At 33.8% G+C, this 14,937-nt stretch carries 16 protein-coding genes; 6 read left to right on the top strand and 10 right to left on the bottom strand.

All coding sequences use genetic code 11. From position 1 onward, the window contains the following. The 4 genes from rplD to Q0W04_RS08460 form a co-directional block, all read right to left on the bottom strand. On the bottom strand, positions 1-548 hold a 548-nt coding region (rplD, locus tag Q0W04_RS08475), incomplete at its 3' end, for a 50S ribosomal protein L4 (protein WP_298502032.1). A gap of 2 nt (positions 549-550) precedes the next feature. After that, the gene (gene rpl3p / locus Q0W04_RS08470; RefSeq protein ID WP_298502029.1) at positions 551-1,561 is read right to left on the bottom strand and encodes a 50S ribosomal protein L3; all 1,011 of its coding nucleotides are present in this window, start codon (positions 1,559-1,561) and stop codon (positions 551-553) included. A gap of 329 nt (positions 1,562-1,890) precedes the next feature. Next, positions 1,891-2,718, bottom strand: coding sequence for a putative RNA uridine N3 methyltransferase (locus Q0W04_RS08465; protein ID WP_298502025.1), 828 nt, complete (start codon positions 2,716-2,718; stop codon positions 1,891-1,893). A gap of 237 nt (positions 2,719-2,955) precedes the next feature. Then, on the bottom strand, positions 2,956-3,591 hold the full coding sequence (locus tag Q0W04_RS08460) for an METTL5 family protein (RefSeq protein WP_298502021.1): 636 nt from the start codon (positions 3,589-3,591) through the stop codon (positions 2,956-2,958). 93 nt (positions 3,592-3,684) lie between these two features. Between Q0W04_RS08460 and Q0W04_RS08455 the strand changes: the two genes are divergently transcribed. After that, a complete protein-coding gene (locus Q0W04_RS08455; RefSeq protein WP_298502019.1) occupies positions 3,685-5,175 on the top strand; it encodes an acetyl-CoA carboxylase biotin carboxylase subunit in 1,491 nt (496 codons plus the stop codon). A gap of 15 nt (positions 5,176-5,190) precedes the next feature. After that, a complete protein-coding gene (locus Q0W04_RS08450; protein ID WP_298502017.1) occupies positions 5,191-6,108 on the top strand; it encodes a biotin--[acetyl-CoA-carboxylase] ligase in 918 nt (305 codons plus the stop codon). Here Q0W04_RS08450 and Q0W04_RS08445 read toward each other — a convergent pair. The 3 genes from Q0W04_RS08445 to Q0W04_RS08435 all read right to left on the bottom strand — a co-directional run bounded on the left by Q0W04_RS08445 (position 6,105) and on the right by Q0W04_RS08435 (position 8,195). Next, on the bottom strand, positions 6,105-7,253 hold the full coding sequence (locus tag Q0W04_RS08445; RefSeq protein ID WP_298502014.1) for a TIGR03576 family pyridoxal phosphate-dependent enzyme: 1,149 nt from the start codon (positions 7,251-7,253) through the stop codon (positions 6,105-6,107). The two genes, Q0W04_RS08450 and Q0W04_RS08445, sit on opposite strands and share 4 nt — an antisense overlap. 4 nt (positions 7,254-7,257) lie before the next feature. Beyond that, positions 7,258-7,581: a hypothetical protein gene (locus tag Q0W04_RS08440; RefSeq protein WP_298502011.1), complete on the bottom strand. Its 324-nt coding sequence runs from the start codon at positions 7,579-7,581 to the stop codon at positions 7,258-7,260. A 92-nt stretch (positions 7,582-7,673) separates the two neighbouring features. Further along, positions 7,674-8,195, bottom strand: coding sequence for a FumA C-terminus/TtdB family hydratase beta subunit (locus Q0W04_RS08435; RefSeq protein WP_298502008.1), 522 nt, complete (start codon positions 8,193-8,195; stop codon positions 7,674-7,676). Positions 8,196-8,295: 100 nt separating this feature from the next. On the opposite strand from Q0W04_RS08435, the gene Q0W04_RS08430 reads away from it, so the two are divergent. Continuing rightward, complete coding sequence (locus Q0W04_RS08430) at positions 8,296-10,116, top strand: DUF2070 family protein (RefSeq protein WP_298502005.1); 1,821 nt, start codon at positions 8,296-8,298, stop codon at positions 10,114-10,116. On the opposite strand, the gene Q0W04_RS08425 is transcribed toward Q0W04_RS08430, so the two are convergent. Continuing rightward, on the bottom strand, positions 10,111-10,383 hold the full coding sequence (locus Q0W04_RS08425) for a hypothetical protein (protein ID WP_298502003.1): 273 nt from the start codon (positions 10,381-10,383) through the stop codon (positions 10,111-10,113). The two genes, Q0W04_RS08430 and Q0W04_RS08425, sit on opposite strands and share 6 nt — an antisense overlap. A gap of 83 nt (positions 10,384-10,466) precedes the next feature. Here Q0W04_RS08425 and rqcH point away from each other — a divergent pair, with 83 nt between their 5' ends. Beyond that, the gene (gene rqcH, locus Q0W04_RS08420) at positions 10,467-12,470 is read left to right on the top strand and encodes a ribosome rescue protein RqcH (RefSeq protein ID WP_298502000.1); all 2,004 of its coding nucleotides are present in this window, start codon (positions 10,467-10,469) and stop codon (positions 12,468-12,470) included. Here the strand turns inward: rqcH and Q0W04_RS08415 are convergent. Both Q0W04_RS08415 and Q0W04_RS08410 read right to left on the bottom strand, forming a co-directional pair. Further along, positions 12,467-13,186, bottom strand: coding sequence for a metal-dependent hydrolase (locus tag Q0W04_RS08415; RefSeq protein WP_298501997.1), 720 nt, complete (start codon positions 13,184-13,186; stop codon positions 12,467-12,469). The genes rqcH and Q0W04_RS08415 overlap by 4 nt on opposite strands. Further along, the gene (locus Q0W04_RS08410) at positions 13,186-14,355 is read right to left on the bottom strand and encodes a hypothetical protein (RefSeq protein ID WP_298501994.1); all 1,170 of its coding nucleotides are present in this window, start codon (positions 14,353-14,355) and stop codon (positions 13,186-13,188) included. The genes Q0W04_RS08415 and Q0W04_RS08410 overlap by 1 nt, the downstream gene beginning before the upstream one ends. Before the next feature lie 185 nt (positions 14,356-14,540). On the opposite strand from Q0W04_RS08410, the gene Q0W04_RS08405 reads away from it, so the two are divergent. Further along, positions 14,541-14,747 carry a class III signal peptide-containing protein gene (locus Q0W04_RS08405; protein ID WP_298501991.1) on the top strand — a complete coding sequence of 69 codons (207 nt, stop codon included), beginning with the start codon at positions 14,541-14,543 and terminating at the stop codon, positions 14,745-14,747. After that, on the top strand, positions 14,707-14,922 hold the full coding sequence (locus Q0W04_RS08400; RefSeq protein ID WP_366938645.1) for a class III signal peptide-containing protein: 216 nt from the start codon (positions 14,707-14,709) through the stop codon (positions 14,920-14,922). The genes Q0W04_RS08405 and Q0W04_RS08400 overlap by 41 nt, the downstream gene beginning before the upstream one ends. The last annotated feature ends 15 nt before the right edge of the window (positions 14,923-14,937 follow it).

Here is a 14,937-nt window from a genome sequence, read left to right as displayed (position 1 = left end):
CCTCTACCAGCTCTGATTCTTTTACCTTCTTTAGCACGGATGACATCGTCGTAAACACCTAAGTTTTCGAAAATTTCACGAGTTTGTTTGGTGGTTTTTACAGATTCGAGTTCATCTTCAACAATAATAGGAACTTGTTCTAAATCTGCTACTTTGTGACCTCTGTTTTCAACAATTTCCTTATTGGTAGTTGCTGCAACAGCAGATCTGATTGCAAATCTTCTTTCTTTTATGTTGATTTTTTCGTGATGATTTTTTTCAGCTCTAGTAGGATGTGCTTGTCTACCACCAATAGCCATTGGTACGAAAGCTGCTTTAGAACCATTTTTAATCCTAGGTACTCTTGCGGTACCTCTACCTGAACCCCATCCTTTAGCGGAAGTTCTTTTACCTGCCATTGGGTCATTACCCCATGGTTGTACTCTAGCGGATTGTGCTGAAAGTACAGCTCTTTTGATTAAATCTGGTCTATATACTTCATCAAAAATAGCTGGAAGTTCAATTTCTTCTTTTACTTCCCCATTAATAGAATAAACGTTTACTTTCATGATTATACCCCTTGTTTAGATTTTGTACTTATGTAATTAATTTGAGGTATATCCTCAGCTTTATTATTAGGTCTGATAGGTTGTCTTAAGATAACTAATCTTTTGGAAGGACCTGGAAGGGAACCTTTTACTAAGACATAATCATTTTTAACAACACCATATTTTACAAATCCACCATCTGGGTTGATTTGGTCAACTTCATCAGCTGATGCAATTTTTAAAATTCTTTTGTTGAATTCAGTTCTTTTATGGTAACCCATTTGACCTGCTTGTGCAACAGTCCACATGGTTCTTCTTGGTGTCCAAGGTCCAATGGAACCTACGTGTCTACCTTTACCTGCTCTAACAGCTTTACCATATTGAATTCTAATTCCCCATCTTTTAACTACACCTTGGAATCCTTTTCCTTTTGTAGTTGCAATTGCATCAACAAATTCTCCTTCATTGAAGATTTCGCTAGCTTTTACTTCATTACCTAATAATTCTAATGCGGTATTTAATTTTTCTTCAGGATTTGCTCCTCCAATTCCACATTCGAATATGTCAGGTTTTTTCTTAGGTACGCTAGTTACTTTTGGATTGGTGTGTACTAAAACCCTAATTTCTTCTGTGTTTTCTAATGCACCTTGTATTTTTGCAATAGCTTCAGATTTATTATACTCTTTAGGAAGGGAAATCTTCCTTGAAAGTTCTTGATCTAAATTGTCTGCAAGTACTTCGGTGATTACTTTCAAACCACGAGAAGTTTTTTCATAAGCTCTAATTCCCATTACTACGACTGGAGGTACTTCCAATACGGTTACTGGAGTGAAAACATCCATACCGTTCTTTGGAGAGTTTTTATCAGTATTAGTGACTAAAGCATGAGTCATACCGACTTTATAACCTGCGAGGCCGAGTAATTTTGGTTCATCAATTTGAGGCCAAGATTTTACTCTAGGGGTTTCTTTAGCTGCTCTTTTCCTTGGACTAAAAGCAACAGACCCTTTTCTTGGCTGGTGATGTCTTACCATTTAATTTAACCTCCTTATTAATATTTTTCCTTTATTTTCAATTATTTTAAATTTTTTCATTCCAATAGCCAAATAAAAAGCTATTAGACAAGTTTGATGAAATAACTTCATCTAAATGATAAATAGCCACAAACAAGTTTATGACTAGATAAATATCAAATTTCAATATATTCCATTGAGTTTTAATCAATTGAAGCACAATGAAGAACATATTCAATGTATAAATCATTCTGCACGAAGTATATTTTTAGGCGAGCCCTAAAAACATTAATGTATAAAAAGTTGAGCAAGTTATCTATTAGCGTGTATAACTAATAAATCAAAGAGAATTAAAATCTCATAAAGTTAAATAAAGAAAGTGTAGCGACAACTGCCTCTTCAGTTCTGACGGTTTCAGTTCCCTGTCCAGGAATGGTATTTACCTTAAATAAATCCCAATTCGGATTGGAAACATCTTCCTCGATTGAAGAATAAGGGCCACCAAATAAAATAGCAATACTTTTACATTCATCTACTTTATGTTTTAATTCATCAAAAATAGAATCAATATAATCTCCATATCTTGTAGTTTCCACAACAAGATCAGGTTTAATTAATTTTAAGCTATTTTTAAGACTCTTATTAGAGGATATTACATTATATCCCCAGTAAACGTCATCTGGTTTATCAGGTGTGACTATTACTTCTTTCTTAGCAATTTTAGTTATCTTAAAGTCAAAAATTCTTTTGACAGTAAGTTGCTCTTTACAGAATGCAAGTTTATCCATACCTATATCAACATAAGTTCCTTTCTTATTTCTCTTAACAGTGAAACCTTGTCTATAATCACCGACGTCAGGTTGATTATTAACAGGATGATGAGGAGTCCTAAGCGGTGGAAGAATTCCAACATGCTTCAGTTCCGGTTTAATAGGAAATGCTTGTTTCCTCAAGTATTGAGGAGTATTCATATAATCCAAAACTTCAGCAATAAAATCTCCATCTAGTTCTCCATCTTCATTTTTATCATGATTATCATTATAAATAATCACATTATCTGCTTGAAAAATAGCTAAAGCCCTTCCTAAAATCCCTACTTTATAAGTACGAATTTTGAGATCTTTAGACTCAGAAAGAAATGAATTTGGAATAAATATAGATAGCTCATCTTTATACATTACTAAACAATATGTAAAGTAAAGTATATAAAGATTACCCTACATTTATATAGCTATCACTAAATAGACTTACACATTTACAAAATATTATATCAATTATAATATCCGTAGCTTCTTTTTATGCTACCAACTTTTTTATACTCAGAGAATATATTAATATTGAATATGTAACAAGCAGTATATAAATGTATTGTTTCATAATATAAAAAAAATAAAAAAAGCATAATTTTTTTAAATTTAATAATTCAACAATGCCCTGATAACAATTACATCAACATTCCGATTTTCTTTTTTGTGAAACTCATAAATCTTAGGAATTGGAAACTCATACCTAAATATATAGGTGATATTCAAACCATTGTCATTATAGTAGTCAGACAAAAACTCTTCCGTTGAAGCCATGTGAAAAGAATATAAAACATCAGGGCCCAGTTCACAGGCCTTTTTGACAAATTTCAAATCCTGACCATGTTCCGCTTTCTTTTGAGATCCGAAAGGGGGATTTTGAATTACAGTATCTGCATTAAACGAATCATCTAATTGATTTATATCCTCCAACCTATAGCATACGTTGTCCAGTTTCAATTTATCTGAAGTCTGTCTGGCCAATTGAATGGAATCTTCATCGATATCTATACCACAAGCCATATTTGCACCCATCAATCCGCAGCCAATGGTAAATATTCCGCTACCGCAGCCCAAATCCATAACATTCCTGTTTTCAATATCTCCTAAAGAAGAGGCATTCCAAATCAAATCGGATGCAATTACTGATGGAGTGGTATACTGTTCAAGACCAACTTTAGGTTTTGGATGTGGCGGAACTGATTGGAGTCTCATTTCAAGATGTTTTTTGCGTGTAATTATTTTCATATAAATCAACAAATTTAATAATTATCTAATATAATATTATATTATTGTAAAGGAATTATATATTTTAACAAAAAAATTACTTTGAGGTTTCATATGTTTGAAAAAGTATTAATTGCAAATAGAGGAGAAATCGCAATAAGAGTTATGCGCGCATGTCGTGAACTTGACATAGAAAGTGTGGCCATTTATTCTGATGCTGATAAAACTTCCCTATATACAAAATATGCTGATGAAAGTTACCCATTAGGAAACCCTTCACCTGCCAAATCATATTTAAATATAGAGAAAATTATTGGTATTGCTCTTGAATCTGGAGCAGATGCCATACACCCAGGTTACGGATTTTTGGCTGAAAATCCAAAATTTGGGGAAGAATGTGAAAAAAATGGAATTAAACTTATCGGACCATCCGGAAAGGTAATTAATCAGATGGGAGACAAAATCACTTCAAAAGCTCTCATGAAAAAAGCAGGAGTTCCAGTTATTGAAGGTACACCTGAAGGAGTTACCGATATCGAAGAAGCAAAAGATATTGCAAAACAAATTGGCTATCCGGTAATTGTAAAAGCTTCTGCAGGTGGTGGAGGAATTGGTATGCGTGCAGTTTACGAAGAGGAAGAACTCGTACGTGCAATTGAATCCACACAATCTGTTGCAGCAACAAACTTTGGAGATTCAACAGTATTCATTGAAAAATATCTTGAAAAACCTCGCCACATCGAATTCCAATTGCTTGCCGACGAACATGGGAATGTAGTCCATGTAGCGGACAGGGAATGTTCAATTCAAAGAAGACATCAAAAACTTCTTGAAGAGGCACCGTCTCCAATCATGACCAAAGAGTTAAGAGAAGAAATGGGCGGAAGCGCAGTTAAAGCTGCGGAATATATCGGATATACAAGCGCAGGTACTGTAGAATTCTTATATGACAACGGTAATTATTATTTCCTTGAAATGAACACACGTATTCAAGTTGAACACCCAATTACAGAACTTGTAACCAATACAGATTTGATTAAAGAACAGATTCAAATTGCTGCAGGTGAGGAACTGAACTACGAACAAAAAGACATTCAAGTTACCGGCCATGCAATAGAATGCCGTATCAATGCAGAAGACCCATTGAATGACTTTGCACCAAATCCTGGAAAAATCACAGGATACAGATCACCTGGAGGTCCGGGCGTACGTTTAGACAGTGGAGTATATATGAATTATACCATTCCAACATTTTATGATTCAATGATTTCCAAATTAATCACATACGGCAGAAACAGGGACGATGCAATCAACAGAATGAAAAGAGCGTTGCAGGAATATGTCATTTTAGGTGTTAAAACAACAATTCCATTCCATAAAGCTATTTTGAGAAATCCTAATTTCCTCTCTGGCGATTTGAATACTCACTTTATTGACCAGCACAAAAAAGGTATTGACCTTGAAATGATTAATGTTATTGAAGAGGATGCTGAATACGTAAACAGATTAAAATCCACATTCATGCCAGGTAAAAAAATAGCTGCAATTTCCGCAGCAGTTGGATCTTACCAAAATGCTATTAAAACCCAAAAAATGCAAAAATAATTGGGAGAATAATCCATGAGAGACGAAATTGTAAACTTATTAAAAAAGGAAAATAAACTTTCTGATGAAACAATAAGTGAAATAAAAAACATAAACATAGATGATTTTTCAAATGTTGTTAAAGAACTTGGAAAAGAAGAAACCGAATACATCAAAGCATCTGAAATTTCAAAAGATTTGAATACCAACTTCATTGGTAAAAACCTCTACATTTTCAAGGAAGTTAGCTCAACAAATACAGTTGCAAAATTTTTATCTATGAACAATGTTGAAAACGGAACTGTAGTTATCTCTGAAAAACAGACAAAAGCGAAAGGAAGATCAGGCAAATCCTGGGAATCCCCATTGGGCGGAGTTTGGTTATCCATTATCTTAAATCCAAGTGTTGATCACTCAAGATTACCCTTAATAACCTTGGCTACCGGTGTTGCTGTTGCAAAAGCTCTTGAACGAGTGGGCATTGAAAATCCTGAAATCAAATGGCCTAATGACATTATGATAAATGGTAAAAAGGTCTGTGGAATTTTAACAGAGGCTGTTGCCAAATTCAACACAATTGAAAACATCATTATTGGAGTGGGCATTGATGCCAATTTGGAAATATCCCAATTCCCTGAAGAATTACAGTCAGGAACTACAACACTTAAAGAGGAACTCGGCAGAGAAGGAGATGAAAATCTTTTAATCAAAGTCTTCTTTGAAGAGATGGAAAAAATCATTGAGCTTTTCCAAAACAAGGAATATGAAGCCATCTTAAAAGAATGGAGAAAACGTTCATATACCATTGGAAAAATTGTAGAAGTAAGAGAACCTTTCAACACTTACTATGACGCTTATGTTGTAGGAATAGGTAAGGAAGGTGCTCTAATCGTTGAAAAAATTGATGGAACTTTAGAAAAAGTAATATCCGGAGAATGTGTTATCAAAAACTAAAATACAATCTCCCTACATTCATCTTCATTAATAACTACTTCCTGTAGCTTATTAATTGAAGATTCTATTTTTTTACATAAATCATTTAAATCTAGATTGAATGCATCATTGGTGGATAAATCAAATCTTATTGTAGCAGATGCACCAGGCATTGAAACTGCAGGAATTGTAATGATTCCATATTCCTTTAATAAAATGAATGACAATACAAATGCCAGATCATTATTTGACAAATTGTGCTGAACCTTGATTTCATCTGCCAAACCTTTAGGAGTAATCATGACTCCTGTAGGAGTAGTTTGGAAATTATCAAATTTCACATTCAATAAATCAAACAGTTCATCTTTTCTTGAAAAACTATTGACTAGATTGCTTTCATCAAAATTCTTAATACCATTCAGCATTGCAAGAACAGCAGGCGGTTGCGCTTCAAGACCGAATTGATTAACTTTAACTTTAATCTCATCAATCAAATCCTTACGGCCCGCCATAAGTCCACCTCTTGGACCTGGCATTAATTTATCAGTGCTGGTGATTGCAATATCTGCACCCAAATCACATGCTTTTGGCTGGTTAAAAACAACAGTTCTAAGTCTTGCACCGGAAGCATCATCAACCATCACAGGAATATTTCTATCATGAGCCATTTCAATAACTTTTCTGAATTCTTCTTCATCAATTACCTTATGATCCATAGTAGAACCTGTAACAATGACTAATGAAGTATTTTTAGGTATTATAAACTCTTCAAAAACATCGGTTTCATAATAGTTTGCACCGACAAGATTACAGCTTCTTGGAATGGATGGATGTGCAGGCAGCTTTGCAAGATAATGCACTACACTTGAATTTTTGCTTACAAGAGTTAATATTGTAGCCAATATTCCAGAAGAAGTCCTATTTAATGGCAGAATTTTTTCTCCACCCATATGCTCTTTTCCAACAACCTGCAATTCCTCTTCAAAAATTGCAGGTCCGACATATGTTTCCAAAAGGCTAAGTTCAGAAGGTGATGCGATAAAACCACCTGACAAACCTGTCAAATCAAAAAGACTGGACCTGCCACTATTTTCAACTATGCCCTTAATAATTGAAAGAGCATTTTCCCTTTTTTTGACTTCATCTAGAGAACTGTTAATAATCATAAAATCATTCGGATAACTCAAATTTAAAATCTTCAAGAGATTCTAAAATAACTTTTAAATCTTTTTCTGAAACTTGAATAGATGTAAACTCTTCATTTTCAGGTATTTCATAAGAATATTCTGCATCAATTACTTTTCCTTCAGGAGTAGTCCAAATAATCAAACTGTCACTGAGTTCTTCAGGTTTTTTATTTGGGAAAAATATTTCAAATGAAGTACCCAATTGGTCAAAAAACTTTTGTTTTTCTGTTTCATCTTTATTGCATTTTTTAATTTTCCTAATTCTTGATTTCAATTTTTTTTCTGCTAATTCATTTATATCAGCCATAATAACACTTCCCAAAAATATTTTAAAATTTTAATTTAAATTTAAATATACTATATAATGAAATTATATATAAGTATTGCTTTTAGTAATAATCAGTCATACAGACTATTTCCGTGACTGTCCATTGCGACAATAAGCGGGCCAAAATCTTTTACTTTTAAATTCCACATTGCTTCAGGCATTCCCAGGTCAAGCCAATCCACACTTTCAATTTCTTCAACAGCATCAACGTACAATGCTGCACATCCACCTGTAGCAACTACATAAATGGCCTTATTTCTGATTAACGCTTCACGTACGGTATCATCCATTCCGCCTTTACCGATGACAATCTTAGGTCCCATATCCAAAACATCACTTTGATACGGATTCATTCTCATGGAAGTGGTTGGTCCTATTGCAACCATCTTATATTCATCATCATTTTGTGAAATAATCGGCCCTGCATGGAACAGTACCGCTCCATCAATATCTAATGGCGCACCCTCTTCAAGAAGCCTTTTATGTGCCTGGTCTCTTGCAGTCAGTATATTTCCAGTCAAATATACCACATCACCAGCTTTCAATTCATCCAAATTTTCATCTTTAATTGGAACATTCAACTTTCTTTCCATTTATACACCAATATAATAATTTATTTATAATAAAAATATAACTATACATATATAAAAATTTTTGATTTAATATAGTTAATGGCAAGATACGAGGAAAAACATGTCAAGTATGAGCAGTGTTGCAGGGCTATCAAAATACATCACAACATTACCAAAAACCAGATTTTCTGTAATGGGAATGATCCTAATAAGTTTTTTAATTGGGAGTCTAAGCTATTTAATAGATTTTGTACCTAATCAGAGTATTTTAGGAGAAATACTTTACGGAGGAGTATATGGAATTGTTGTTTTTGGAATTACATCAATCATGAGTGGAGCCCTTAACCAGCAGGTCATAAGCGGACTGCATGGAATAAATCTAAAAATAAAACACTCAATGTTTTTATCTGCTCTTTCAATGACATTTCTAGGCATAATAATCATTTTAGGAAACATTGTTTCCTGGTTTATTCATGCAGACATTTTCCTGAATTCCATGTTATTTGGTTGTGTTTTAATTTATGGGTTCAATACATTGGTATTTTGGACCACATCCAAAGTCAGATTTTCAATAGCTGCAATTACCGGTTTAATCCAGCCAATACTCATATTGGCAATGTATACATTAATTACTTTTTTATTTATTGATACAAGCTTTATGGGACCTATAATTTTACAGATAACCCTAAAGGCCATTGTTGCTGCAATAATATTTGTAATGGCCATTTATGCATTCATTACAATAATCGCATCCCCATTCCAAAAGAACCTTGGAATAGGCGTTTTGGATTTGCTAAGCCTGTTTATTGCACACATGAATGAAGGATCAAATTCCCTTGAAGGAATATTCGAACCAATGAGCGAAGCCATTGACACTATGGTTACATTCATCAGCTTTAAAACTGAAGAAGGTATTAAATCATTATTCATTTCACCTTCAGTTCATCCAGGTCCTCTCGGTGATTTGGGCGGATCAAACATGCCTACAATTCTTGCAAACAGATTCAGTCATTTCACAATGGTTGCACACGGCCCTTCAACTCACGATTTCAATCCGATTGCAGTATCCGAGATAGATAAAATTGAAAATACTGTGAAAAATGGTTTAAGCAAAGTGGAATACTCACCAAATGCAAGCAAGTTTGTACGATACAATGCAGAAAAGGCCAACATTGGAGTCCAATTTTTCAATGAAGGAATGGTAATCTTATCCACATTCGCACCGGAAGCCGTAGACGACATTGAATTTGGTGTGGGCCTTACAATGATGGCTCAAAGCAGAAGCAAATGTAATGTTAAGGATTCAATCATTGTAGACTGCCACAATTCATTTGAACCTGAAAGTGGTGAAGTTCTGCCGGGCAATGCGGAAGTATTCCATCTCATAGACGTTATTGATAAGATTGATGCCAATCAGGATAAAAGTTCAATTAAAGTAGGATGTTATGAAAATCCTATGCCTACCCTGGACAAACAGGAAGGAATAGGTGAAAGCGGCATTAAAACAATGGTCATAGAAGTTGACGGTCAAAGAACAGCATATGTCCTTTTTGATTCAAACAACATGGAAATCGGATTCAGACAAGAAATTATCGATGCAGTAAGGGACATGGAAATCGATGAAATTGAAGTAATGACAACCGATACACATACCGTCAATACCCTTTCAAGAGGTTACAATCCAATCGGAATTGCAAAAAGAACTGAAATAATAGAATACGTAAAAACAAGTATCAGCGAAGCGATAGATGATTTGGAAAAAGTAGAAGTTGGAACTGGAACCGAAAAAATCAAAGGTTTGAATACTTTCGGACCAAATAATTCAACCGAATTGATTTCAACAATCAGTTCAGTTGTGGCCGTCAGTAAAATAATAGCTCCCGTTTTACTAATTACAGCATTATTAATAGTATTTATATGGATTTTCTTTGGAGGATTATAAGTACATTACAAATAATGTGAATGCGATAACCCAAGTAAAGAAAAATGGTGAAATTCCATCCCATAACCATTGGGAGAATCCTGAAATCTCATCATCAACTAACTTTTGACATAATTGACCAACGAAATATAGGATAATTAATGCAATGACTCCTGCAAAGACTTCATTTTTAAATCCAAACCATCCTACAGTCAAGCCAGTTGAAACTAAAGCTGCAATAAGACCAAAAATAATATGAATACTTGTAACTTTAATAGTTGCGTCCATTGATATCCTCCATAATAAATATATTAATATAATTTTAGTGATTATAATATATTAAGGTATTGATTAAATTAAAGGTGTTTATAATGAAATCCATGTCTAACGTAGACATTTATGCAATAAGTGATGAGTTAAATAATTTGTTAAGTGGTGCAAGAGTCGATAAATCATTCCAACCTACCAAAGATATAGTTGTAATGAGATTTCATGTTCCAGGAACCGGAAGAGTGGATTTGGTGATGCAATGTGGTTCAAGAATACATACAAGCCAATATCCTCTTGAAAATCCGACAATGCCACCAACTTTTCCAATGCTTTTAAGAAAGAAAATTAAGGGAGCTCATGTTGAAAGCATCAAACAGCATAACTTTGATCGTGTAGTGGAAATCAGAGTAAAGAAGGAAACATACTACACAATAATTGTGGAGTTGTTTGATAAGGGAAACATTATCCTTTTGGATGATGAGAACAATATTGTTCTACCCCTTAAAAGAAAGCATTGGAGTGACAGAGACATAAGCTCTAAAAAAGAATATATTTTCCCTGAAGAAAGAGGAATCAACCCAATTTCAGTCACTAAAGATGAATTTGAGCAATTATTCGATGAAGATAGTGACGTCGTAAGGACAATAGCAAGAAACGGTCTTGGAAGTTTATATGCAGAAGAAATAATTAAAAGAGCCAATAAAATCATTGAAATCGACAAAAACACACCAAACAATGAATTAACACCTGAACAAATCAATGGATTATATGATGGGCTTAAAGACCTGTTTGACAGTTTGAAAAATGATTCCCTCAAACCTCAAATTGTCAAAAGCGAAACAAAGGAAGATGTTGTGGCACTTGATTTGGTAAAATATGATGATTTTGAAAAGACATACTACTCAAACTTCAATGAGGCCTGCGATGAATTCTATTCCAAAAAGGTCAACACAACAATCAAGGATGTCAAAGAGGCAGCCTGGAACAAAAAGGTAAACAAGTATGAAAAAAGATTGAAGTTGCAGCAAGAAACCCTTGATAATTTTTACACCACTATCGAAGAAAGCCAACATAAAGGAGAGGTAATCTATTCTAATTACACGACCATTGAAAACATCATGAATGTTGTAAACTCAGCAAGAGGAAAGGATTACTCATTTAAAGAAATTGGAAAAACACTCAAAAAAGCGAAAAAAGACGGGATGGCTGAAGCTCAAATTTATGAATCCATCGACAAGATGGGAGTTCTGACATTGGACATTGACAATACCAAAATAAACATCGATCCAAAGCTCACACTGCCGGAAAATGCCGAAATATATTACGAAAAAGCTAAAAAAGCCAACCGCAAATCAAAAGGTGCACTGATAGCTATTGAAAATACCAAAAAACAACTTGAAGATATAAAAGCGAAAAAAGACATTGCAATGGAGCATGTTGCAACTCCTAAAAAGAGAGTCAAGAAAAATCTCAAATGGTATGAAAAATTAAGATGGTTCATCAGTTCTGAAGGCATTCTGGTTGTTGGAGGACGTGATGCAAACACTAATGAGAACATTGTCAAAAAATATTTGGAGCCAAACGATATTTATTTACATGCAGATATACATGGCGCAACATCAACTGCAATAAAATTAGATGGCAATGAATTAAATGACAATATCCTTAAAGAATCAGGAGAGTTTGCAGCATCATTTTCATCTGCTTGGTCAAAAGGTTTCACATCCCAGGACGTATTTTGGGTCCACCCAGACCAAGTTTCAAAAACACCCGAAGCAGGGGAATTTTTACCGAAAGGGTCATTTGTAATAAGGGGCAGGAGAAATTATATCCGAGGTGCGAGAGTAAAACTGGCAATTGGAATTGTGGATTATGAAGGAAAAAGAATAATGGCAGGCCCAATTGATGCAGTTGAAGCCCATTGTGAAAATTTTGTTGTTATAAAACCAGGATTTACTAAAAAAGAAGCTATTGCCAAAAAAATCATTAATAAAATAAATGAAGATGACTTACTGAGTCTTGATGATATAATAAGAGTGTTGCCATCCGGAAAATGTGACATTGACGAAGAATATCATCAACGAAAAAAATATGAAAAAATTTAATCCTGATAATCTTCAGGATTAAACTCAAAATATTCATCAGGGTTCATTACCACTACATCAATATTAGGGTTAAACTGACTTACAAAATTAGCGAAAATTGCAGGGTCCTGTTCAATAGGTGGGAAAGTGTTATAATGCATTGGAATAACCACCTTTGGATTTAACCACATTGATGCAAGAGCCGCTTCAAATGGACCCATTGTAAATTTGTCACCAATTGGAATTAAAACCAAATCAGGTTTGTATATATCGCCAATAATATCTTTCATGTCACCAAACAATCCTGTGTCACCTGCATGGAATATTTTGGTTCCATCTTCAAATGTAATTAAAAAGCTAGCGGCACTGCCGCCAGGAACTGTTTCTTCAACAATATCAATGTCGGATGAATGTTTTGCATCAAGCATAGTGAATTTGATATTTCTAAATATGAATGATCCACCAATATTAACACTGATGTTTCTTATTCCCTGTTTAGCTAAAAAGAGTGAAATTTCATGAATGCATGCAATTGGAGCATTAGTGCTGTTTGATATCTCCAATGCATCGCCAAAGTGGTCTGAATGACCATGAGTGAGTAAAATAATATCGGGATTTAATTCTTCAACAGGGACCTGACAAGTAGGATTGTTACTGATGAAAGGATCAATTAAGATTTTAACGCCGTCGTCACTTGTTATTTCAAATGCTGAATGGCCGAACCATCTTATTTCCATTATGCCGCTCCTCCCATTGCAGAAATGATAACATTTTCATCCAAATTGGATGCAATGTTCCAAGTTTTCTCAAAGTCTGCTCTGATGTTTGAAATGGAATTTCTATCATCATAGATTGCACCATATTCAAAATCATTTTGACCTTCAGATATAATCATCGCATGAGAATCGTCAGTGATTAAATTGACTGTATGAACTTTAGGAACAGTTTTAATGTGAACTCCTTGTTTGATTAAAGATGAAATAAGGAACATATATGACATGTCAGATACATCAAATTCATCAATAATTACTCTAGAATAAATTGTCGGAACATGTGATAGGAACCTGTCGGACAAATCATTCAATGAAGGAATTTCCAACATTATTTCCTTATTGACATTGATGGCCAGCTCGTCAAAGGCTTCCTGTGAAGTGACAAGACCCTTATCAGAAATCACATAACTTTTAAGTAATTTTGGAACAGGCAAGCTTTCCGGATTGTTGATGTCTATTTTGATATCCCTATTGCTTGCAACTTCCGGAGCGACCTGAGTTTGAGTATCAATTGGAGCAGGTTCAACAACAGGTTGTTCCTGGGATAAAACACGGATGATTTCATCTGATTTGTCATTTTCCACAACAAATGGTGGAATTTCTTCAACAAAATAGTCATCTTGACGTCTTTTAGGCGCCCTAGTAACTTTTAATGGTTTATCATAATGAGGAGTGAAATTTAACTGTTTGTCAAAATCAACATTTACTTCTTCTTGAGGAACAACATTTAAAACAGCTTTTGGATTGTCCTCATAATCCTCTCTTAAAAATTGATTAGTATCATAATCCTCATAATCATCTAACACAAGATCATTATAGTCTTCATCAATATATTCATTAAAATCTCTTCTGACTTTTAATGGACCATCAGTATTGTTGGATTTCTTTTCAGACCTACCAAATGATGGTGTATTAAGCTCATTAGAATTTAAAAACTCTTTAATCATATTTGTAGTTCTATCAGCATTATATTCGACAAAATAACTGACAATCAATATTATTCCAACGATGGAAATAATAAGTCCAACTATTAACAAAATATCCAGTAAATTATACACACTTGTCTCATATGCTATGAGAATACCAATTACAAATAAAATAAAACCTGAAACTAATTTTATTGTATTCCCCATGATTTCACCCTTACTAATTATTAATCACTCTATTATTTTAACTAATATAGAATATCTACAACACCATTAATAAATTTAATGGAAAAAACAAGCAAAAAAACGAGAAAAAAAATATTAAGTAATACTTTTTTATAAAATAGTAATATTAATATATGAAAAAATCCAATATTAAATTGGTGAAAACTATGAAAAAAATGAAAGTTTTACTCAGCGAAAATTCAGGGCAAGGTGCAGCAGAATACATACTGCTGTTTGGAGGAGTATTAGTTATTGCATTGCTTGCACTAACAATATACAGATCTTATATGGAAACCAGTGACACCAGTTTAAAAGCAAAAGACGACATAATAGATGTCAGAAATACAATTCTTGACAACAGGACCCATGTATAAACGAAAACTAGACAACAAAGGCCAAGGAAGTGCTGAATTAATACTTATAATCGGAGGATTATTAGTTATAGTGCTCTTCGTTGGAAGTTATATGTCAAATATAACTCAAAAAACACAAGAAAACATACATAACTTGTTAAAAATAGAACGAGATAATTTAATAAATAAAATTTGAAAATAGAGATATATT

The organism is uncultured Methanobrevibacter sp., assembly GCF_947170395.1.
In the GTDB taxonomy this organism is placed as follows: domain Archaea; phylum Methanobacteriota; class Methanobacteria; order Methanobacteriales; family Methanobacteriaceae; genus Methanocatella.
The sequence above is the reverse complement of the archived record's forward strand: the minus strand, read 5'-3'. Positions and strand labels throughout refer to the sequence as shown.